We start from the raw sequence: 22,844 nt of genomic DNA on the forward strand, positions 1-22,844 counted from the left end.
TTGGAAAGTGAAAGTATGGGTATCGGTCGAAAACTGGCAGAATATTTATATCTAAGAAAAAGAGACCCCAATGAGCCGCAGACTCAGTGGATGAAATACATGCATGGCATCAACAGGATTTCTATCCTGATGTTTCTTGCTGCGATAATAATAATGATCCTGAAGTTTTTTGTGTTTAAGAAAAGCTAGAAATCAGGTATGGCTCTCTTTGGAGAAGGCAAGGATTAACTCCGCTGCATTCCTTGAAGCATCACCACCTTCGCTTAGCAGTTGCTTTAATGCTGCATAGTCTTGCCGGAGTTGATCCTTTTTTGCCGGATCCTCCAGGAGTTTTGTGAGCTCGGTTTCAAGTTGGCTTTCATTCATCTCGTCCTGGATCAGTTCTTTAACAACTTCCTTGTCCATGATCAGGTTAACAAGAGAGATATATTTGATCTTTATGAGCCTCTTGGCAATTTCGTAAGAAATTTTACTGCCTTTGTAACAAACAACTTCGGGTACGCCAAACAATGCCGTCTCAAGTGTTGCCGTACCAGAGGTCACTAAAGCTGCACTGGCCTGCGACAACAAACGATAGGTCTCGTTGGTCACGCCCGAGACATTGGAATAGTTTTTTAGCAGTTGCCGGTAAAATTCATCTTCCTGGCCCGGTGCCTGTGCCACAATAAACTGATATGCCGGAAATTGGTTTGCCATAGCGAGCATTACCGGCAACTTCACCAATATCTCCTGTTTACGGCTACCGGGCAAAAGGGCGATAATTGGCTTGTCGCAAAGCCGCGACTTGTTGCCCGTTTTCTTATACTCTTCAATGACCCCGACAAGGGGATGGCCGACATATTCCACCTTGTAATTCCATTTTTGATAAAACTGCTTTTCAAATGGCAGAATAACCAGCATCTTGTCCACGTGGCGGCGTATTTTTTTCACCCTCGATTCTTTCCAGGCCCAAACCTGGGGGGAGATATAATACACTATGCGAATTTTTTGCTCCTTTGCCCATTCAGCAATACGGAGGTTGAAACCCGGATAGTCGATAAGTATCAACACGTCAGGTTTATAACGCAGAATATCCTGTTTGCAGAATGAGAGATTCTTTAAAATTGTGGGGAGATTTTTTACGACCTCGATAAAACCCATGAAAGCGAGGTCCCGGAAATGTTTTATGATGTCTACACCAGCTGTTTGCATCAGGTCGCCGCCCCAACCGCGAAATTCGGTACCGCCTTCCAGGTTTTTCATTTCCCTTACCAGGTTGCTGCCATGAAGATCGCCTGAGGCTTCGCCCGCAATGATGTAATAACGCATTCCTTGTCCCTGCTTTTCTTTGCAAAGTACTGAAAAGCATTTATTTCATGGAGATAGGATCGGGGTCGCCATCGGGATCGTTTTTGGCATATCCCGCAATCTGTATGCCCTTGCCGCTTAACAGTAACAAGCCGGCAACATGCGGTGCAGCCATTGAAGTACCACTCAGGTAAGCATATCTTTTATTGGTGTAGGTTGAAAGGATATGAACGCCGGGCGCCGCGAAGTCAACCGCATCATTTCCATAATTGGAAAAAGAAGCGAAGTTGTTCAGGCTGTCGATCGCTGAAACCGTGTAGATATTCGGGGCATTCGCTCTTGCCGGCGAGTAGTCTGAGGCAGGTTTCCCCTCGTTCCCCGCAGCAATTGTCACAAAAATTCCTTTCGCGGCAGTCTGTTTTACCTGGCTATCAAAAATATCCGAGGATTCTTCTTCCCCCAGGCTGATGTTAACAACGTCACCTGCTTTTGCGTTCGCATTCACATAGGCCAGTGCCTTAACGATCCCGCCGAGGGTACCTTCACCCTCTTCATTCAGTACCTTAAGTGCAACAAGTGTCGCATTTGAGGCCACTCCCATCACACCAAAGAGGTTGTTTTTAGCCCCGATTATTCCGGCTACATGGGTTCCATGTCCGTTTTTGTCTTCGAATGAAGCATCGTTGGTAATAAATGAGCGGCTGCGTGAAAGATCGACATTGAGGTCCGGATGCGTGGATTCAATCCCCGTATCAATCACCCAGGCAGTTTTGCCTGTACCATCCCCATACCCGGTCTTCTTCACGTTCCAGGTTAACAGTGTAGGTGCAGCAACTGTGAAACATGAACCCAGGGCAATGATGCGGTCCTGCTCAATCCTATCGACCATCGGATCACCGGCAAGTTTTTCAGCCTCATCTTTGTTGATCCGCGCAATAAATCCGGAACGACCTCCCCCGAACCTTGTCAGGATCCGGGAACTGCTAAGATTATTTCTTCTCAACATCGTATTCAGCCGGGTATCGCCGGACAGGGTTGTTATCGTCTGTTCATCCGACGCAGACGTTTTATACAAAACTATATACTGGCTATCGATAACAACGCCGTTGCGGATACCAGCACCGACAATACAGATCTCCTGGCTTGTCGAACCCTCGTCCGTGGATTTTTTGCAGGCAATTATCGAAACCGCTAATGCTGCGACCAGTGATATTTTAGCGAATTGATGCATAGCGATCATTTGTCAACTATAAACGATTTATAGCGTAAGGATGTAAGAGAAAACTGCAGGTTTAACATGGAGTTAAGACTTATGAATCGAAAAGGAGTTAAGCTAACAACTTTGCCTTGATACGGCAAACTATGTTCCAACTTTTAACGGTTAGTCGATAATGCGTGGGAATAATCATTACGACCAGTATATTTATTCCGGGGGAGAACTATTCAGTCCTGACATTCTTCCGGCGGTTTTATAATCAACGACATAAGTATTAACATTTAAATATGTCCCCAGATAACTACTAGTTCGGAATGCGCGCGCTTTTATACAGATATAAAAAGCGCAATGCAACATTAATTTTTTTGACCGGAGGTAAAATATCTCTCTCCCGGCTTTGGTATGCGCCTTTTAACTATTAAATTAGTATCGTCATCCTTTCTGTCCATTTACCTGATTCTCAGCACCGGGAAGCCAGCTACCTTCAGGAAGAAGTTGATACCCCTTAACTCCTCCAGACTTCCAACACCGGACAACTATGCGGTAACCCGCATACTAAATCTATTTACCTTATTAATAAAACTTGCATGCAGGTAACCTCCTACAGCTATTTAAATATTCTTACCGTGGAAGACAATCCAGGTGATCTTTTCCTGGTTGAAGACATGTTGAGATCCACCCAACTGCGGATTGAACATCTGTACTCGGCTGACCGCGTGCAGCACGCCGCTGAAATAATTCAGAATCATACTATACATCTCGTGTTGTTGGACCTGTCGTTACCAGACAGTTCAGGCCTTGATTCCTTCCTGGCCCTTCGCCGGGTGACTGATAAAATTCCTGTGATCATACTTTCGGGTTTATCAGATGCAAATATTGCGCTGGAAGCAATAAAACTCGGGGCTCAGGACTACCTGATAAAAGGAGAGTTTAACAAAAACCTGCTTTCTAAATCCATTCAATATAGCCTGGAAAGAAAATACCAGGTAGAAAACTTATCGCAGAGTAACGAACGGTTTAATATGGTCGTCCGGGCGACAAATGATGCCATCTGGGACAGGGACCTTACTTCCAACAATATATTCTGGGTGGGTGATTCCTATAAGCGGTTATTCGGCCACGACGTTGTAGACAACTATGCCCCAAGAGGACAATGGGAAAGTTTTCTTCATCCTGAGGATCAGCTCCGTGTGATTCAAAAGCTGTCCCAGACTATCCGCGAAGGAAGCGGTAACACCTGGGAGGATCAATATCGATTGCGCAAAAAAGACGGCGATTACGCTTATGTGCATGACAGGGGTTATATCATTTACGACAACGATCTTCCTGTAAGAATGATCGGGTCAACACAGGATATAACTGAAAGAAAAAGAGTTGAAGAAGTCGTGCTGGCTTCTGAAGCAAAATATCGCCAGATGTTTTACCGCAATCCGTATCCGGCATGGATATATGATGCCGAAAGTTTAAGGATACTTGAGGTGAATGATGCCGCCATCGATACCTATGGTTATAGCCGGGAAGAATTTATGACGCTGAGTCTTAACAATATTTACCTGAACGAGGATCTTCAGAAACTCACTGAAGGAAACGACTTTTCTTATCCGTCAAGAACCTACAAAGCCAAATTATGGCGCCATCGGAAGAAAAGCGGTGAAACTATGATTGCTGAAGTAACCTATTACCCGATAGATTATTTCGGAAAAAATGCGGTTCAGGAACATATTCATGACATCACTGAAGAGCGACGCCTGCAAAAACAACTGGTGCGGCAACAGAAAATAAAACGTCAGCAGATTACGGAAGCAGTGCTCGGTGCGCAGGAAAAAGAAAGATCAGATATTGGTCGCGAACTGCATGATAATATCAACCAGATCCTGGCCACTTCGAAGTTATACCTGGATGTAATACTCGAAGAAGAAGAAGATTGCAATCCATTGATTAAAAAAAGCCGGAAGAATATTACCCTTGCTATCGAGGAGATCAGGAAGATTTCCAAATCGCTGATTACGCCTGTATTGGATGATGTTGGGTTGCAACAGTCAATCAAGGAACTTACCCGCAACATCCACGAAGTAAAAAAAATGCGCTTCACAATTGATGCAAAGGACCTTGATGAGGACCTGCTAACTAAAGATCAGAAACAGGCTTTATATCGCATTGTCCAGGAACAATTAAACAATATCCTCAAACACGCGGATGCTTCCAATGTCAATATTATATTAAGTACCGAAGGCGAAAAGATTTTTCTTTTCATCGAAGACAATGGCAAAGGTTTCAACGTCAAGAATGTTCAGAAAGGAGTTGGTATCACTAATATGATGAGCCGGGCGGAGGTGTTTAATGGGAAGATGGAAATAGATTCAATGCCGGGACAGGGTTGCAGACTCAAAGTGATCCTTAATACCAAGTCGGTAATGCCACAGTCGAGCGGATTGTAACTAACGTTCTATTATGTCCTGATTGATGGCCGTAAAGCGGGGGAATTTTTTGTACCCTTGAGGGTAAGATTGATTAACGGAGTGAACCTGCCTATTTTCTATATATTTATGGCTGTTGTAAAGTTTAAAAGCCAGATGAAAAAGCAATTTCTTCTCCCGTTCGCGTTTTTATTATTCTTTGTTTCAGCAGTTTCCGCACAGCATGATCTTAAATTGTGGTATGAACAGCCCGCAACCCGTTGGGTTGAGGCTTTACCAATAGGCAATGGGAAGATAGGTGCTATGATCTTTGGCGGGGCAGGAGATGAACTTATTCAGTTGAATGAAACAACACTTTGGTCCGGTGGCCCGGTGAAAAGTAATCTAAATCCTGGCGCATCAGCGCATCTGCCTGCAATCAGAAAGGCGCTTCTCCAGGATAATGATCTCAGTCGCGCCGACAGCCTGTTAAGAAAGATGCAGGGAAGTTTTACGGAATCATTTCTGCCGATGGGAGATCTTCGTATTCACCAGGACCTTCCCGGTGGGGAGATCAAAAACTATTACAGGGATCTCGATCTTAATACCGCAGTTGCCAGCACTGCTTTTGAGATTGGCTCAACAAAATTTACCAGGCAGTATTTTATCAATGCGCCATCAAACGTAATGGTGATTGTATTGAGGTCTTCAGTAAGCGGAGGTTTGAACCTCGATATCAAGGCATCGTCACAATTGCGCTACAAGGTTTCCTCTGCGGGAAAAACAGAGTTGCGGTTACAAGGCAAAGCACCGGCAAAAGTTGATCCGAGCTATTATAATCCTAAAGGCCGTCAGCCCGTAATTTATGAGGATGCTTCGGGATGTAATGGTATGCGCTTTCAGTTCAATATCAGGGTCACAAGTAAGGATGGTGATGTCGATACTGATACTTCAGGTATCAAGGTTAAGGGTGCGACTGAACTTACCATCTATCTTACCGCCGCCACGAGCTTTAATGGGTTTGATAAGTGCCCTGACAAGGAAGGTGTTGATGAAGGTAAGATTGTAAAAACAAATCTCGATAAAGCAATCGCTGCTGGTGCAAACGAGTTGCTCCAGGCACACAAAAAAGATTATCAACAATTTTTTAGCCGGGTATCCTTAGCAATTAAAGACACCACTACCAGGAATAGCGGGAAAAATACAAACACGAATGCCTGGCTACCATCTGACAAAAGATTGAAGGCATATGCCAGCGGTGCCTATGATCCGGGAGTGGAGGTACTTTATTTCCAATATGGCAGATACCTTTTAATTTCATCATCACGGCCGGGGGGACAACCTGCAAACCTCCAGGGCATATGGAACCACGAGTTAAGAGCGCCATGGAGTTCCAACTACACCATTAACATTAACACCGAAATGAATTACTGGCCCGCTGGTGTTGCCAATCTTAATGAAATGCAGGTGCCACTGAATGAATGGATCGGCTCGCTGGCGCAATCCGGAAAAAAGACGGCTAAAGAATATTATAACCTTGATGGTTGGGTGGCGCATCACAATAGTGATATCTGGGCATTATCGAATGCAGTTGGTGATATGGGCACTGGGGATCCTGTGTGGGCAAACTGGTTCATGGGCGGGAACTGGCTGGCCAGGCATCTTTGGGAGTATTATCTTTTTACAGGAGATAAAAAGTTCCTTGCCCAGACTGCCTATCCGATCATGAAATCTGCTGCGCTTTTCACCGTGGGATGGCTCGTAAAAGATAGCTCAGGGAAACTGGTCACAGCTCCATCTACATCACCGGAAAATAAATTCTTTGATGTTGACAAAAAACAACAATCCGTTTCGGTTGCCGCAACAATGGATATGTCGGTGACCTGGGATCTTTTTACCAATTTGATTGCAGCTTCGGAAGCACTTGGTACTGATCACGACTACCGGGCAGGGTTAACCGAAACATTGAAAAATCTTTTCCCGTTGCAGATCGGATCAAAGGGCCAGTTATTGGAGTGGTCAAAAGAATATGAGGAGACGGATCCAAAACATCGTCACGTCTCACACTTGTATGGGCTTCACCCGGGCCGACAGATCAGTCCTGTCAACAGTCCCGTATTTGCTGAAGCTGCCAAAAAAACACTGGCGATACGTGGGGATGAGGGTACCGGCTGGAGTAAAGGTTGGAAGATTAATTTCTGGGCACGTTTACATGATGGGGATCATGCATACAAACTTATCAGAGAGTTATTAAAATATGTTGATGTTTCAGGGACAAACATGAGCGGCGGTGGAACCTATCCGAATTTTTTTGATGCACATCCACCGTTCCAGATTGATGGGAATTTCGCAGGGACCGCCGGGATATGTGAGATGCTGGTCCAGTCTCATGACGGAACGGTCCATTTGCTTCCGGCGTTACCATCCGCCTGGTCTGAAGGTACTGTGAAAGGATTGTTGGCACGTGGTGGTTTCGAGCTGACTGAATTAAGCTGGAAAAGCGGGCGAATAGAAAAGCTGGTTATTAAATCGAAGTTCGGTGGTAATTGCCGGCTGAGGTTGCCACATCCGTTGAAGACATCATCCGGATCGCTAACCGCGGCCAGGGGTCGCAATCCCAATAAATTCTTCCCGGAATCCTTACACGTTTCAACTGACACCAACATTGACCATGTATATGATTTTCCGACCGTCGCCGGAAAGACTTATACATTCAAGCCCTGAGTTGTACGAGCGTCATCTCTGAGTTGTACGAGCGTCATACCTGAGTTGTACGAGCGTCATACCTGAGTTGTACGAGCGTCATCATTTAGTTGACCATTCCGCTGTTAAAGGGCAGCCCTGTTTGCAGGTCCTTTATTGAAACATCATAAATGTGTCCAATGCCGGCAAAAGCAATTTTTATTCCGTAGATCTTATTAAGCGGGAAATTATATTGAGCCTTGTAGACTTCAACGTCATTGAGGATAACGCTGACTTTTTTATTTTCAATCCTGAGTTTCAGATTTCCACCTTTGGACAAATCCGCGGCCAGGAAATTCAGATCATCCTCGCGGCCGTCCCGGTAGAATTCGGAAAATGTCAGCCTGGTCCAGGCTTCACATCCTGGCTTCATCATGAGTAATCTGTGACAACTTTTCTCACCATAAATCTCTGTCATGATCTGTGAACACCTCACTCCCGGTCTTTCCTCGGAACTACTAACCCGGCACGACAATTCAAAGTTATCACCACTGATGTTTGTGGGCTGCGTGTTCACGAATTCGACAAAAAATGTCTTTGTTGTATCCACTCCCGCATGTTGCAGCGCCAGAGTGGAGACAGACAGATGTTGGGAAACAAAAAGCGAATCCCCGGGCACAGGATAGACGCGCATAGTGTCTCTTTCTACCGTTGCGGTGGCTGTCCAACCGTTGGTTCTGAGATATACTGGTATCGTATCTGCAGCCACTCCATCATATTTAAGCACTGCAAAATATCTTCCCGGAATTTCATAATAGTGGGTGAACAACACTCCCTGCTTTACTGGCCTTTCAGGCCGGCCATCGCCATAATTGATAGTGAACTTGCCCGGGTCGCCCCCGAAATCTTTATCCACCTGGAAAGAAAATACGGCAGAGTGGGGGTTGCTTCCCTGGGGATTTTTACATGAAAAATCAATATCATCGAGGCTCAGCGGTGAAGCAGTACCACTGAATTTCCAGATCAACAATGCAACGATAAGCGTTGTAATTATTCCACCAATAATATATTGATTCTGTTTGCCTTTCCTTGCTTTTGTTATAACCGTATGGATCTCCTGTTGTGGGACGGGCTCATAATCAGGTAACTTCTCATCGTGATCATCTTCATGACTGATCCTTGACGGCAATGGATGGCTTAAAACAAAGAGTTCCCAGTTCTCATAACCAATGTATTGGACAAGGGCATCCCTTGTAGCTTTCTGGGGGTAATATCTTTCCGGTGTTTTTAACTTACCGAAAATTCTCTTCAACGTATTCGCACTGATCTGAACTGAAGTGGCGTGCAACAGGATACTGCTAAGTCTTAAATAATCACCATTGGTCCATTGTATAAAATCCGGTTTGCCGAATTTATCAGCAACGGCATGACATGAAATATCAAGATGATAAAATGATTGTTTGATTTCATATTGTCCATTCCCCGGCTTCATGTTGTGTAAGATACTAATCTACAGTTGTTTAGGTTGTCCAAATTTTTGGATAACAGATTGGTTAATCTGTTTTAACAGTTCGCCTTCTTATAAAACTAAATTTAAACTGCTAAAGCTTCAAAACCTAAAACTACCCTTAAAAAGGGAAATAAAAATGATTGCCTATATGAGACAAAAAATGCTTTTTGTTTTTTCCATGATGCTGATCGCCGTCTTACCAGCTTTTAGCCAGACCAGGACGGTAAGGGGTACGGTCACTGATTCAGCAACCAACTCGCCACTACCAAGAGTGAGTGTAACGGTACCCGGCAGCTCGTCCGGAACATCCACCGATGATGAAGGAAAATTCAGTTTAACAGTTCCCACAGCTACGCGTTCTATAACACTGTCCCTGGTTGACTATGGAACAGTCGTAGCCGACGTCTCCGGCACTGACGATCTTATTATCGTGATGAAATCCGCTAACCGGTCCATGGATGAAGTTGTTGTGATCGGTTATGGCACACAAAAGAAAAAAGACCTGACAGGTGCTGTGTCAACACTGGGAAGTAAGGATGTTGCCGGGCGGCAAACGATCCAGGTTTCCGAGGCACTGCAGGGTGCCGTTTCGGGTGTATCCGTTACCAGGACGAGTGGAGCTCCGGGAAGCAGTGGTACTATCCTTATCAGAGGTATCACCACTTTGGGAACCAATAGTCCGCTGATCATACTTGATGGCGTTCCAGTTAGCAACATAGACAACGTAAACCCAAATGACGTTGAAACCATCACCGTATTAAAAGACGCAGCCTCAGCAGCGATCTATGGTTCCCGGGGTGCGGCAGGTGTTATCCTGATCTCAACAAAACGGGCTAAAGATGGCCAGAGCAGTTTTGAATATAACTTTGAATACGGATGGCAGAAGCCGACAGCGCTGCCCGAATATGCAAGTGCTCCGGAATACATGCGTTACTTCAATGAGCAACAAACAAACGATGGTGCGACAACGGGATCTTATCCCCAGGCCTTTATAGATAATTTCGCTGACAGCAACCGCCTTTACCCGGATAAGTTTCCTTTCGGTAATACTAACTGGCAGGAAACCATCATGACAAAGGATTATGCTCCCAGGGTGAGGCATGATCTTGTTTTCACGATGGGAACAGGAAAAGTAAAAACGAAAGCTTCTATCGGGTATTCCAATGCTGATGCGTTTTACGTGAACAGTAACTATGAAAGATACCTCGTGCGTGTCAACAACGACCTCCAGATAAACAACAAACTTTCCGCTAACCTGGATATTGCCTTCAAGCGTACCGAAAGTGAAAATCCTGTTGTCAATCCGATCCGTGAGGCTCGTGTTATGCCGAGTATTTATGATGATTTCTATAGTGATGGACGATATGCCCTGGCAAAAGATGGCAGGAACCCGATTGCAGAACTTAACGAAGGAGGCACACTGAAATCAACTTATAACCAGATCCAGGGAAGATTGGTCTTTCGTTATAAACCAATCAATGATCTTGTGCTGACCGCACTTGTTTCACCAACGTTTGATTTCGATAAGACCAAATCTTTTTCAAAGAGACTTACATTTACCAACCCCGATGGATCGGCTAGCTCATTTACTAACCGGCCAAGAACTATTCTCAATGAGGGCCGTAATGAAAACATCGTATTAACAGGACAACTCCTGGCAGATTATAACAAACAGTTCACAGGTGGACATAGCCTCGGAGTACTTGGCGGTTATGAAGAAATTTATAACTCATTCGAATCGATGACGGCCTCCAGGAGTGGTTTTGCCTTAACCGATTTCCCTTACCTCAATTCAGGATCCCAGGAATTACGGGATAATTCAGGAAGTGCCGGTGAATTCGCGTTACGTTCATTTTTTGGCCGGGTGACCTACGATTTCAAGAATAAATATTATCTCCAGGGTAACCTCCGCTATGACAAATCATCCCGTTTCGGAAAAGAATACCGTGATGCATTATTCCCATCTGTATCAGCGGGCTGGGCCCTGTCCGAAGAGAACTTTATGAAAGGCATAAGCTGGCTTTCATTTCTAAAAATCAGGGGTTCCTATGGAGAGGTTGGCAACGAGAGGATCGGAACTTATCCTTACCAGGCAATCATCAGTTTCACAAATGCATTATTCTACCAGAATGGAGTAGTGGTTCCCCTGAATGGTGGCGCACAAGTAGATTATGCTGTTAACAATATTTCCTGGGAAACAACCAAAACGACTGACATAGGTTTAGATGCTGCGTTCTTCAATAACCGCCTGACGCTTACTGCCGATTATTATAAAAAGACGACCACTGATATACTGCTGGCGCTTGATATACCCCTTTATCTCGGCTTTGATAAACCCAGCCAGAACGCTGGCCAGCTCGATGTGAAAGGATGGGAACTTGAAATGGGATGGAGAGACAGGATTGGCAAGGTCAATTATTCCGTTGCATTCAACCTGTCTGATGCAAAATCTGAGATCATCGACCTGAAAGGTACGCAGATATTGGGTGCACAGTCAACCATCAAGGGAAGTGAATTCAATGAATGGTTTGGATACCGGTCAAACGGGCTATACCAGACAATTGCAGATACGGTCGGCTCTCCCCGTTTAAATACAAATGTCACGGCAGGGGATGTAAGATATGTAGACATGAATAAAGATGGTCGGCTTACACCTGACGATAAGGTTTTGCTTGGAGGTTCCTTACCGCGTTATCTGTATGGTGGCACAATCAGGCTCGATTACAACAGCTTTGATTTCGGATTTGTGTTCCAGGGTGTGGGCAAGAGAAACAGCCGTTTGAGTGGCGATATTGTTCAACCTTTTGCAGAAGCTTTTGGCAATGTTCCACTCGAAATGGTCGGAAAGTTCTGGACAAAATCCAATAAGCCTGAACAAAATCTCCAGGCGCGTTATCCGAGATTGTCGACAAGATCAATTTCAAATAACTATGAGATGTCGGATTTCTGGCTGATTGATGGCTCCTATTTCCGGATAAAGAATATCACGCTGGGCTACACCATCAAAGCGGAAAAGATGAAAAGAACCGGTATCCAGTCACTCCGCTTTTATGTATCGGCAAATGATGTTTTTGCAAAACACAATTTTCCAAAGTATTGGGATCCCGAATCTGAAAGTGCATCTTATCCCATGGTTACAACACTCATGGCCGGTGCTTCAATCAGGTTTTGAGACCACATAACTCAGGATTATCAAGCGAAAAGAAAACATCAACTGACAAATCAAAATCATGAAAAAGATATTATACATCATAACCTGCATTGCGATTATCCCAGCTTGCACAAAACTGGATCTGACCCCATTGTCAGAGCCTTCTACCGAGACTTTTTACTCTAATCAAACGGAGCTTGAACTTGCGGTAAACGATTTGTACCGGCTTGATTTCTGGGGTAACGATAATGAGCAATTCACAGACAATTACTGGCACCGGGGACAACTGGGGAACGCGGTGACCTTTGGCACAATGAACTCTGAAGATCCTAACGTGCAGGCCTACTGGACACTTTGCTACAAAGCGATAGCAAGGGTGAACACTTACCTGGCAAATATGGATCGCGCTGCGGCCACAACTCCACCGGCGGTAATGACCCGCCTGGAAGCTGAGATGCGGCTGATCAGGGCTTACCAGTTTTCAAGGCTTATCACGCATTTTGGGGATGTGCCATTCCTGTTAGAACCTATTGCACTTGAGGAGTCTTACGACATAGCAAGAACAAATAAAGACGAGATCCTCACTTTTATATTTTCGGAACTAGACTTTGCCGCAGCCAATCTTCCCCAGAGTTATGGAACAGGAGTGAAGAGGCTCACCAAGGGTGCTGCACTTGCCGTTAAAGCGAGGACTGCTTTATATATGGGTAAGTATGAGGTTGCGCGTGATGCATCACTTGCCATTATGCAGTTTACCGGCGCAGGAGCATATACCCTGCATGCAGATTATTCTCAGTTGTTTCTTAAACCAGGTGAGTTAAGTCCAGAATTGATCATCAGTGTTCCAAGAGATGAAGCGCAGAAGGTGTTTACAGCAGGTGGCGTTGTACAGGATCAGACCGCAAGAAACGCAGGCGGATTCGGAGCACAGATTCCAACAAGAGAAATGATGGACGCTTATGAATGCCGTGACGGAAGACCCATAGATGAGAGTCCTTTATATAACCCGCTGGATCCTTTCAGAAACCGTGACCCGCGGCTGCTGGCTACGATTGTCGAATTCAACACCCAATGGCTTGGCTATTCTTATCAGCCACACCCTGATACCCTCACCGTATTCAGTTCAAAAGAAAACCGCAGAGTTTCAAACAGGGACAGCCGTACCGTAGCCACTTTCGCCAGCTATACTGGTTTTCTCTGGAAAAAAGGGATAGACCAGAGTTGGGCTGATAAGGTCTCTGAAGATAATGATGCAGTGATCATACGCTATGCCGAAATACTACTGACCTATGCTGAAGCAAAGATTGAACTGGGCCAGGTAGACGCTACCGTGCTCAATGCTATCAATCTCGTGAGAGCAAGAGGGTATGGCGTGGCAGTAGGACAAACAACTTTGTATCCTGCGGTTACAACTACGGTTCCTGCCGAACTAAGAAAGATCCTCAGAAGAGAAAGAAGGGTCGAATTTGCAAAAGAAGGTTTGCGTTATATGGATCTTATCCGTTGGAAACTTGCTGAAAAAGCTTTGACAAAACCAGTTATCGGGTTACCTGACCCTGCGGCGCAAAATCGCGCCAAATGGCCTTTCCCCGGAATAACTCCGATTGATGATGACGGGATAGCAGATTATGCTGTATTTGGTAGTGACGTAAAAGTTGTTGCACAAAGAAGCTTCGACAAGAACCGGCAATACCTGTGGCCTATACCCGCACTTGAAAGGCGCGTAAATCCAAACCTTACTCAGAATCCAAACTATTAACAAATTTTAAATAATGAGCATGAAGATTTTATCAGTAATATTTTTAATGTCCGTCCTTCATCTGAGTTGCACTGATGGTGTTACCCAATCCGGTGATAACACTACAGGTAAAAAGAACTCCGAATCAAAATACCTGAACATCAGTGGTGTTTATCCGCACCTTGCAGTTTTCAATGAGGGTGGTGGCTTGTTTTGTGCGGGCAACGGAGGCGAAGGTGGAATTGGTGCAGTGACACCCTGGGCCGGCAAGTTGTGGATGGTCACTTATTCAGCACATTGCCCCGGCGGAAGTTCTGACAAATTGTACAGTATCGATGAAAACCTACAGTTACATATACATCCTGAAAGTGTCGGGGGCACTCCTGCCAACAGGCTGATTCATACAAAGTCTGACCAACTGATAACCGGTCCTTATTTTATTGACTCAAAAGGGAAGGTACGTGTTATACCACCTTCGGTTATGCCTGGACGTTGGACTGCAACTGCCACGCACCTGACTGATCCGGACAACATGGTATACATGTACGATATGGAAGGTGCACTGTTTGAAGTGAATGTGCATACACTCGCAGTCAAGAAACTGTTCCAGAAACCCATTCCAGGGTGGCATGGGAAAGGGGGTTACACGGCACAAAACAGGCTCATACTTGCCAACAATGGCGAACACCAGAAGTTTGATATTGATCCCGCGCTTTTGCAGGTTGGCGGAGAGCCAAAAAACAAAGAAGAGATGGGAGTGCTGGCCACCTGGGATGGCAAGAAATGGGAGATCGTTGAAAGACGACAGTTTACTGATGTTACCGGACCTGGTGGTATCTATGGCAGTCCTGATAATAATGCACCTGCCTGGAGCATTGGGTGGGACAAGAGATCAGTGATCCTGAAATTACTCGACGGTGGTAAATGGTTTACTTATCGTATGCCTAAAGCCACACATACCTATGACCATTGGGGCGGATGGTACACCGAGTGGCCAAGAATCCGTGAAGTAGGAAATAATAAGATGCTCATGGATATGCATGGTATGTTCTATGATTTTCCAAAAACATTTACGAGAGCCAACAGTGGTGGCATCACACCGATAGGAAGCCATCTTCGTTATATCCCTGATTTTTGTGACTGGAACGGTCGACTGGTCTTATCAACTGATGAAACAACCATTCTTCAGAATGCTTATCCCGGCAGGTCGCAGTCTAATTTGTGGTTCGGGAAATTTGATGATCTGAAGACCTGGGGTAGTGTTAACGGCTGGGGCGGGCCATGGATAAATGATGCAGTTATAGCTGGTGAACCTTCAGACGCTTACCTGATTAACGGCGCCGGTAAGAAAGTGTTGCACCTGAGTCACACTAACACATCACCGGTGATCTTTACATTGGAGATCGACCGTGATGGCAACAACAAATGGGAAACTTTCAAAACAGTTACAGTTGGAGCCAAGGGATATGAATACCTGTTGTTCCCGGCGGATTTCAAGGCTAACTGGATCAGGATCAAATCAGATAAAAACTGTACTGCGTCCGCATTTTTTCACTACCAGGGAAAAGGACATGAAAAGACTGACCAGATGTTTGCCAGCCTGGCAGATATCGAAAGTCCCGGCGAGGCACGTGCTTCACTGCTAAGACCCGCAGGTCATAATAAAAACCTCCAGGTGCTTAACGTTGCTTCTAACGGTGCCCTCTACCAGGAAGTAGATGAAAAACTTAAGTTTTCAATTCCGGCGGCAGATAGTTCTGACCGGGTTGCAAAGATCCTTGCTTTGAAAAAGGAATTTGAAACCGATGCCGCCTCTGTTATTGTGAAAGATGGAACGGGATCCTACCGCCTACCAAAAACATCGGCCGTTTACGATAAGCCTTTCGCTGCCGGCTGGCCAAGGGCAAAAAGAGAAGTTGAATCAGAGCGATATATGTTTAATGCTCATGGTACATTGTATGAAATAGGCCGTGAGAGTGGGTTCGCAGCTATTAAACCAGTAACGACGCATAAGAAAAAGATCATGGATTTTTGCACGTGGAGAGGTTTACTGGTGATCAGTGGAGCAAAAAGTGATGCTACAGCCGACGGCCATTATTTCACCAACAACGACAAAACAACCGGCTTGTGGTTCGGAGCCATTGATGATCTGTGGAAGCTGGGTAAGCCAGTAGGTGAAGGTGGTCTTTGGAAAGATGCGGCTGTTAAAGCCGGTGAAAATTCATTGCCTTTCCTGATGACAGGTTATGACAAAAAGCGTATCAGCCTTACTTCTGATACTGATGTGGAATTTACGCTTGAAGTTGATGTGGACCATAATGGTTTTCATGAGTTCAAAAAGATCAGGGTACCAGCAGGCAAAACGGTTGACTTTGACTTTCCTGATGGCTTCAATGCTCATTGGATAAGAGCGAAAGCTGACAAAAATTGCAAGGCCACCGCCTGGATAAAATATACTTAACGAAGGTTTGTTTTGGCAGTTGATAACCGCTGGATTCTTTTTTAAAGACCAGCGGTTTTTTTATGATGTAAATCGAAGAATCACTTGGATTGATTAGCTTTAACGGAACGATACTTGTTAACCAACTTTAATTGATTCCCCATGCAAATACATACCGCAACTGACCGGTCAAACGCCAGCACTTCTTTAAAAGGTTATGGTTATCCGGTCAGGGCCTCCCTGATTGCGGCATTGGGCGGTTTTCTTTTCGGTTTTGAGACTGCTGTTATCTCCGGCGCAGAAAGAACAATACAGGAGCTCTGGTCCCTCAGTTCCGGCTGGCTCGGATTCACTGTTGCAGCCAGCCTTATCGGTACTGTTGTAGGTTCATTGATTGCCGGGGTACCGGCGCAAAAATATGGTCGTAAGCCAGTATTGTCCTTTATCGCAATACTCTACCTGCTATCGTCTATAGGTTGTGCATTTACGCCGGTCTGGGGGCTTTTTATCGTTTTCAGATTCATAGGTGGGGTTGCAGTTGGCGCTTCTTCGGTTGTTGGGCCCATGTATATATCTGAAATAGCGCCTGCAAAAATTCGTGGGCGCCTGGCCGGATCCTTCCAGGTAAACATCGTATTGGGAATCCTGATCGCTTTTTTCATGAATTATCTGTTATCGGGCATTGGAGAAGACAGCTGGAGGTGGATGCTTGGAATTATGATAGTGCCATCAGCACTGTTTGCTATCCTGCTTCGTACTATTCCGGAGAGCCCAAGGTGGCTGGTCTTGAATAAACGAGAAGAAGAAGCGGGTGTTGTATTTGCAAAAACAGGGGAGCATGACGCCGTAAGAATGATCAAGGAAGAACAGGCGCTTATCGATCCTGCTGCCAGGGAGGCTTTGTTTAGTGGAAAATACAATAAGCCGATTCTTTATGCTGTGCTGCTGGCTATGTTTAACCAGCTATCGGGTATCAATGCTATCATATATTATGCACCAAGGATCTTTGAGATGGCTGGATTTAATAAGGAAAATGCATTTCAGCAATCTGTTTACATCGGGGCCGCAAATTTGTTTTTTACTTTACTTGCCATGAATTTCATTGATAAGTTTGGCCGGAAAAAATTGTTGCTGATTGGTGCGGCCGGCGATTTTATTTTCCTGGCATTAACGGCTATGGCATTTCAGTCAGAAGGCGGGGGAGGTACAGCAGTAATTGTTTACCTGATTGGCTTCATCGCATTTTTTGCATTCTCCCAGGGTGCGGTTATATGGGTGTTCATCTCCGAAATTTTTCCAAACTCGGTGCGCTCCCAGGGTGTGTCTCTTGGCAGTTTTACCCATTGGATAATGGCCGCAATAATTTCATGGACTTTTCCCATCATTGTTGAAGGGAGTAAAAACGGCGGATTTTATTCGTTCATCTTTTACAGCCTGATGATGCTGTTGTCATTTATTTTTATCTGGAAATTTATGCCTGAAACAAAAGGACGAACGCTGGAAGAGATTGAGCATGATCTTAAACAACATTGACCTTATATGATCCTTCAACATTTTGCCTTACACCCATGACATCGTTCATGGGTGTTTTACTTTCTGGAGGCTCCCAACTGCGGATCGATAATTTTTTGCTTTCTAAGGATTGTGGGTCCGGCAATCTTATACTTCCCCGATTGCGGTTAGATAAAGCTTAATAGTGGTGATTTTTTCAGCCAGGCATTCCTTGCAATTTTGAGCGAGGTAATTGATCTGTTCAATAGTTAAATCGCCAGTTGGTAAACTGACATGCAGTACTTATCTCAAAAAAAATTCAAACAAATCACAATGAAAACAGGACTCATTTCTTTTGTAGCAGTTTTTGCATTGGCCTTTGGTGGCAATGATAAACTTACAGGACGCTGGCAGACCAAGCCTTCTGAAAAAGGCAATGTAACGGGAATAGTTTTCACGGAAGACAACACCTTTGAAGCTTTTATTAACAGGAAGCCTTTTGTTTCCGGAAAGTTCACCGTAAGTGAAAACATCTTTTCATTCACAGATAATGGTTGTAACGGAGCCAGGGGCACATACAAAATGATCTTCTTCAGTAATAACGATTCGCTTCGTTTCCAGCCAGTCGCGGACAGTTGTGAACAGAGAAAGGCAGGAATGGAGCGGTTGATATTTGGCAGGGTCAAATAGTGGAGAAATGAGAAAGCTCATACTAATTATTATAATTGTTATTTCATCTATGCCATTGCTTAGTTCTTTTAAGATCAAAGCAGGCAAGGAGGAAATTGCTCTCGGCAAAATGTTATTCTCTGATCCCATCTTATCACGGGACATGACGATCAGTTGCGCAACCTGCCATATTCCGGAATTTGCATTTGCAGATACAGCTACGGTCAGCACCGGGGTGTTTGGACGAAAAGGGAAACGAAATTCACCTTCTGCTATGAATGTGTTGTTGCGGGTTTCATTGTTCTGGGATGGTCGGGCAAAGACCCTTGAAGAACAGGCATTAGCACCGATCGAGAACCCGGATGAAATGGATTTATCAATTGATTCCGCTGTTGCCCGGCTAAGAAAAAATCACGTGTATAATGAATTTTTTCAAAAAGTTTATGGAGCACCACCCGACAAAACACTCCTCAGTACTGCGATAGCTGCGTTTGAAAGAACATTGGAAACAAGTGAAAGCCCTTTTGATGAATGGAAATTTTCAGGTGATTCAAATGCAGTCAGCGCTTCTGTAAAACGCGGCTTTGAATTATTCAATACAAAAGGTAAATGTAACCAATGTCATTTTGGTGCTGACTTCACTGCGAACGAGTTCCGTAATATCGGTCTTTTCAATGGTAATGACCTTAACGATAGCGGCCGCGCAATGGTAACAAGGCTTGCGGATGATGTCGGGAAATTTAAAACACCAACGTTAAGGAACATTGCACTTACTGCACCCTACATGCACAATGGCAAATTCAAAACATTAACGGAGGTAATTGATTTTTACAATGATCCAAAAAGCATCGTTCCGGATGCTTTATATACCGACACCGTTCTTACCAGGCCGCTTGGATTAACTGATGAAGAAAAAAAGGATATCAGGGCCTTCCTTTTATCCCTAACTGATAAACGCTTTGCAAAGGCAGGGGGATCTGATAATAAAGAAACGGCACCCGGGTTTGATAATAAAGAAACCACACCGCGATCTACTGGGGTAAATATGGCACTGGGATTTGATAACCATGGGGGGGCACCGCGATCTGATAATGTATCAAGCACTACGCGGCCTGATAGTTTAGTGAAAGCACCTCGACCTCATCATGTAACAAAAGCACCTTAATCTGACAAGGAAGAACAGGAAATTAAGGATGTGGTAAAAGAAGAGCAGCAAGCTATCGGTCAATGCTGACCACGAGTTCATCGGTCATTAAATGAAGCTGGCTATAAAAATGAAAACGGGACAAAACAGCTTACCTGTAATGTCCCGTATGTTGCCCGACCAGGATTCGAACCTAGACAAACTGAACCAAAATCAGTTGTACTGCCATTATACTATCGGGCAATCCGTTCTTCTTAGCTTATTTTCTAAAAAGGACTGCAAAAATAAGGCATCGAATGATTCATTCCAAATAATGCAGTTTTATTTATCAGATCCCATTAACCAGATAGTAATGTTTTTTTCCTTTTTGTACAAGGATATATTTTCCATGTAAAAGATCATCACCTGATAATTGCCTGGCAATGTCAGGCACTTTCACCCGGTTAATGCTGATACCACCGTTTTGAATCATCTTCCGTGCCTCTCCCTTGCTTGGAAAGATCTTTGTCTCCGCAAGAAAACCGATCAGATCAGCGCCGGCCCGGATAGAATCAATAGGATAATCAAATCGCACAACACCTTCCATCGACGCAATATCTTCTTCACTCAAAGCGCTCGCGGGCGCGGACATGTCTGCGAACAACTTATCAGTAGTCGCTATAGCTTTATCATACTCTCCCTGGCCATGAACGAATGTCGTCACCTCTTTCGCGAGTGCTTTCTGTAAACTACGGTTTCCCGGGTTTTCATAATGTTTTTCTATCAGTGCCTCAATCTCGGCCTTGCCAAGGAACGTGAAGATCCTGATCCATTCTTCGGCATCGGAATCCTTGGCATTGAGCCAGAACTGGTAGAACTCATAGGGAGTGGTCCGCTCAGGATCAAGCCAAACATTTCCCTTTTCTGTTTTACCAAATTTACCTCCATCGGCCTTTTTTATGAGGGGGCAGGTAAATGCAAAAGCCTCGCCGCCTGCTTTGCGCCTGACCAGCTCGCTGCCGGTAGTTATGTTTCCCCACTGATCACTTCCACCCATTTGGAGTTTGCAGTTCATGTTCTTATATAGCCAATAAAAATCATATCCCTGCATCAGCTGGTATGCAAACTCGGTGTAACTCAGTCCCACTTCTCCTTCGATCCTTTTTTTCACACTGTCTTTGGCCATCATATAATTGACAGTAATGTATTTTCCCGTATCGCGCAGGAACTCGATAAAACTGATGGTCCGGAACCAGTCGTAGTTATTGACCAGCGCGGCAACATTTGGCAAAGCGGGATTGAAATCGAGGTATTTTTCAAGCTGCTTCCTTATCCCGTTTACATTTTTTTCGAGAACCTCCTCGTTTAAAAGATTTCTCTCCTGGCTTTTACCGGAAGGGTCGCCGATCATGCCCGTAGCTCCACCGACCAGCGCGATGGGTTTGTGTCCGGCCCGCTGGAGATGAACCAGGAGAAGGATTGGTACCAGGCTGCCGATATGCAAAGAATCAGCGGTTGGATCAAACCCGATGTAACCGGTCGTCATTTCTTTTTGTAGCTGTTCCTCAGTGCCGGGCATCAGATCCTGTAACATCCCCCGCCATTTCAATTCTTCTAAAAGACTCATATATATAAATTATAGTTTCTGTGAGAATTCTCCATCACAGTAATAGTCAGGCTGTTATCTGGCATTTTGCAATAAAAACAATATCAGAAGCGACGCGCCGGTATCCGCCGGGCTTTCGCCGCTGACTGGAAAACTGTATTTTGTAAAGATAATACTGTAGCATTTCGTTTAAAAGCACTTGCATAAATCAAGGGAATCAACGAATTACGCAAATGTAACGAATAGCGCAACTTTAGTTGAAATATGCAATAATTTCACCTGCCGTTCGTTTGCCATTGTTGAACTTCCAATACCGAACTATTTCATTTTTAGTCTCGAACTATGATTGATGTGAAAGGTGCGGAAAATGGCAAGTAGTCTTGAAATTAATTGCTTATTAAGAAACCCGGGTCGATGAAAAAAAACCTTTCCCTGCTATTTTTTTCCTTAACACTGCTGTTATGGCAGCAATCCTTTTCTCAATTCCGGAAATATTCCAATGAGTTTTTAAATATAGGTGCAGGGGCGAGAGGACTGGCGATGGCGGGGGCCCAGATTGCTTCGGTGGAGGATGGTACCGCTGGCTACTGGAACCCTGCCGGACTGGTGAATGTAAAAGACAATCCCCAGGTAAATCTTATGCATGCCGAATATTTCGCAGGTATAGGCAAGTACGACTATGCTAATGTTACACTTCCTTTAAAAAATAACAAGCGGGTAATCGGTTTATCCCTCCTTCGTTTTGCAGTAGATGATATTCCGAATACCATCTTTCTTGTAGAACCCGATGGTACCATCAACTTCAGTAACGTACAGACCTTTTCTTCTGCGGATTATGCCTTTATGATTTCAATGGCTCAGCAGAAATTATTAAAGAAGGAACGTAAACTCAATATGGGCTTCAATGCCAAGGTGATTCACCGTAAGGCCGGTGATTTTGCAACTGCCTGGGGCTTTGGTTTTGACGCTGGTGTGCAACTGGTTGATAAGCGTTGGCGGGTGGCTGTTATGGCACGTGATGTCACTACAACATTCAATGCCTGGTCATTCAGCCTTAATGACAAAATGCGCGAAGTCTTTTATGTGACGCAGAATGAGATTCCAGTAAAATCAACTGAACTTACCGCGCCTAAGCTTATCATCGGCGGAGCTTACAATTTTCCCATCAACAAAAATCTGAATCTCCTTACAGAAATAAATGTGGACCTCAATTTCGATGGAAGACGGAACACTGTGCTTTCGGGGTCTACCGTTAGTGCTGACCCAAAGATCGGACTTGAGCTGGGGTATAAGAACGTGTTTTTTGTAAGAGGTGGTATTAACAATTTTCAACAGGCCCTGGATGACGCCGATATCACAAACACAAAAAAAGTCTGGATATATCAGCCAGGTGTAGGTGCTGGGTTCCGTATATCCACTGTTCAGATAGATTATGCCTTTACCAACCTGGCTAATCAATCAAATCCTTTATTTACGCATGTTTTTTCTTTGAAACTTGATCTGAAGAAAAAACAAAGCAAATAATCTTACCCTTA

14 protein-coding genes and 1 tRNA gene are annotated in these 22,844 nt (G+C 44.6%); 10 read left to right on the forward strand and 5 right to left on the reverse strand.

Annotation, left to right across the window (positions count from 1 at the left end):
• A complete protein-coding gene (locus tag ACX0G7_RS05080) occupies nucleotides 1-189 on the forward strand; it encodes a DUF6728 family protein (protein ID WP_458922348.1) in 189 nt (62 codons plus the stop codon).
• Between the two features lie 3 nt (nucleotides 190-192).
• Here the strand turns inward: ACX0G7_RS05080 and lpxB are convergent, their stop codons facing one another.
• Entirely contained in the window at nucleotides 193-1,308 is a 1,116-nt protein-coding gene (gene lpxB, locus ACX0G7_RS05085) for a lipid-A-disaccharide synthase (protein WP_458922349.1), read from the reverse strand.
• A 40-nt stretch (nucleotides 1,309-1,348) separates the two neighbouring features.
• Nucleotides 1,349-2,518 carry a S8 family serine peptidase gene (locus tag ACX0G7_RS05090; protein ID WP_458922350.1) on the reverse strand — a complete coding sequence of 390 codons (1,170 nt, stop codon included), beginning with the start codon at nucleotides 2,516-2,518 and terminating at the stop codon, nucleotides 1,349-1,351.
• 572 nt (nucleotides 2,519-3,090) lie between these two features.
• On the opposite strand from ACX0G7_RS05090, the gene ACX0G7_RS05095 reads away from it, so the two are divergent.
• Nucleotides 3,091-4,941 (forward strand): PAS domain S-box protein, encoded by a 1,851-nt coding sequence (locus ACX0G7_RS05095; RefSeq protein ID WP_458922351.1) that lies wholly within the window; start codon nucleotides 3,091-3,093, stop codon nucleotides 4,939-4,941.
• Nucleotides 4,942-5,076: 135 nt separating this feature from the next.
• Entirely contained in the window at nucleotides 5,077-7,623 is a 2,547-nt protein-coding gene (locus ACX0G7_RS05100) for a glycoside hydrolase family 95 protein (protein ID WP_458922352.1), read from the forward strand.
• An 85-nt stretch (nucleotides 7,624-7,708) separates the two neighbouring features.
• Here the strand turns inward: ACX0G7_RS05100 and ACX0G7_RS05105 are convergent, their stop codons facing one another.
• Nucleotides 7,709-9,073, reverse strand: coding sequence for a hypothetical protein (locus ACX0G7_RS05105; protein WP_458922353.1), 1,365 nt, complete (start codon nucleotides 9,071-9,073; stop codon nucleotides 7,709-7,711).
• 166 nt (nucleotides 9,074-9,239) lie between these two features.
• Between ACX0G7_RS05105 and ACX0G7_RS05110 the strand changes: the two genes are divergently transcribed.
• The 6 genes from ACX0G7_RS05110 (at nucleotide 9,240) to ACX0G7_RS05135 (ending at nucleotide 19,745) form a co-directional block, all read left to right on the forward strand.
• Nucleotides 9,240-12,263: a SusC/RagA family TonB-linked outer membrane protein gene (locus tag ACX0G7_RS05110; protein ID WP_458922354.1), complete on the forward strand. Its 3,024-nt coding sequence runs from the start codon at nucleotides 9,240-9,242 to the stop codon at nucleotides 12,261-12,263.
• 58 nt (nucleotides 12,264-12,321) lie between these two features.
• On the forward strand, nucleotides 12,322-14,001 hold the full coding sequence (locus ACX0G7_RS05115; protein ID WP_458922355.1) for a RagB/SusD family nutrient uptake outer membrane protein: 1,680 nt from the start codon (nucleotides 12,322-12,324) through the stop codon (nucleotides 13,999-14,001).
• 19 nt (nucleotides 14,002-14,020) lie between these two features.
• Nucleotides 14,021-16,441, forward strand: a complete 2,421-nt coding sequence (locus ACX0G7_RS05120) for a hypothetical protein (RefSeq protein ID WP_458922356.1) — start codon at nucleotides 14,021-14,023, stop codon at nucleotides 16,439-16,441.
• A gap of 141 nt (nucleotides 16,442-16,582) precedes the next feature.
• The gene (locus tag ACX0G7_RS05125) at nucleotides 16,583-17,953 is read left to right on the forward strand and encodes a sugar porter family MFS transporter (RefSeq protein WP_458922357.1); all 1,371 of its coding nucleotides are present in this window, start codon (nucleotides 16,583-16,585) and stop codon (nucleotides 17,951-17,953) included.
• A gap of 291 nt (nucleotides 17,954-18,244) precedes the next feature.
• On the forward strand, nucleotides 18,245-18,601 hold the full coding sequence (locus tag ACX0G7_RS05130) for a hypothetical protein (RefSeq protein ID WP_458922358.1): 357 nt from the start codon (nucleotides 18,245-18,247) through the stop codon (nucleotides 18,599-18,601).
• A 7-nt stretch (nucleotides 18,602-18,608) separates the two neighbouring features.
• Entirely contained in the window at nucleotides 18,609-19,745 is a 1,137-nt protein-coding gene (locus ACX0G7_RS05135; protein ID WP_458922359.1) for a cytochrome-c peroxidase, read from the forward strand.
• A 151-nt stretch (nucleotides 19,746-19,896) separates the two neighbouring features.
• On the opposite strand, the gene ACX0G7_RS05140 is transcribed toward ACX0G7_RS05135, so the two are convergent.
• Together ACX0G7_RS05140 and tyrS are read right to left on the reverse strand one after the other, a co-directional pair.
• Nucleotides 19,897-19,967, reverse strand: a tRNA-Gln gene (locus ACX0G7_RS05140).
• Between the two features lie 85 nt (nucleotides 19,968-20,052).
• A complete protein-coding gene (gene tyrS / locus ACX0G7_RS05145; RefSeq protein WP_458922360.1) occupies nucleotides 20,053-21,330 on the reverse strand; it encodes a tyrosine--tRNA ligase in 1,278 nt (425 codons plus the stop codon).
• Nucleotides 21,331-21,723: 393 nt separating this feature from the next.
• Between tyrS and ACX0G7_RS05150 the strand changes: the two genes are divergently transcribed.
• Nucleotides 21,724-22,833 (forward strand): putative type IX sorting system protein PorV2, encoded by a 1,110-nt coding sequence (locus ACX0G7_RS05150; protein ID WP_458922361.1) that lies wholly within the window; start codon nucleotides 21,724-21,726, stop codon nucleotides 22,831-22,833.
• Nucleotides 22,834-22,844: the final 11 nt, after the last annotated feature.

The organism is Flavitalea antarctica, from assembly GCF_054461535.1.

What these genes read in the sequence shown, in the direction of transcription:
- lpxB (WP_458922349.1), bottom strand. Translation starts at nt 1,308, where the DNA reads ATGCGTTATTACATCATTGCGGGCGAAGCCTCAGGCGATCTTCATGGC.
- ACX0G7_RS05090 (WP_458922350.1), bottom strand. Translation starts at nt 2,518, where the DNA reads ATGCATCAATTCGCTAAAATATCACTGGTCGCAGCATTAGCGGTTTCG.
- ACX0G7_RS05095 (WP_458922351.1), top strand. Translation starts at nt 3,091, where the DNA reads ATGCAGGTAACCTCCTACAGCTATTTAAATATTCTTACCGTGGAAGAC.
- ACX0G7_RS05100 (WP_458922352.1), top strand. Translation starts at nt 5,077, where the DNA reads ATGAAAAAGCAATTTCTTCTCCCGTTCGCGTTTTTATTATTCTTTGTT.
- ACX0G7_RS05105 (WP_458922353.1), bottom strand. Translation starts at nt 9,073, where the DNA reads ATGAAGCCGGGGAATGGACAATATGAAATCAAACAATCATTTTATCAT.
- ACX0G7_RS05110 (WP_458922354.1), top strand. Translation starts at nt 9,240, where the DNA reads ATGAGACAAAAAATGCTTTTTGTTTTTTCCATGATGCTGATCGCCGTC.
- ACX0G7_RS05115 (WP_458922355.1), top strand. Translation starts at nt 12,322, where the DNA reads ATGAAAAAGATATTATACATCATAACCTGCATTGCGATTATCCCAGCT.
- ACX0G7_RS05120 (WP_458922356.1), top strand. Translation starts at nt 14,021, where the DNA reads ATGAAGATTTTATCAGTAATATTTTTAATGTCCGTCCTTCATCTGAGT.
- ACX0G7_RS05125 (WP_458922357.1), top strand. Translation starts at nt 16,583, where the DNA reads ATGCAAATACATACCGCAACTGACCGGTCAAACGCCAGCACTTCTTTA.
- ACX0G7_RS05130 (WP_458922358.1), top strand. Translation starts at nt 18,245, where the DNA reads ATGAAAACAGGACTCATTTCTTTTGTAGCAGTTTTTGCATTGGCCTTT.
- ACX0G7_RS05135 (WP_458922359.1), top strand. Translation starts at nt 18,609, where the DNA reads ATGAGAAAGCTCATACTAATTATTATAATTGTTATTTCATCTATGCCA.
- tyrS (WP_458922360.1), bottom strand. Translation starts at nt 21,330, where the DNA reads ATGAGTCTTTTAGAAGAATTGAAATGGCGGGGGATGTTACAGGATCTG.
- ACX0G7_RS05150 (WP_458922361.1), top strand. Translation starts at nt 21,724, where the DNA reads ATGAAAAAAAACCTTTCCCTGCTATTTTTTTCCTTAACACTGCTGTTA.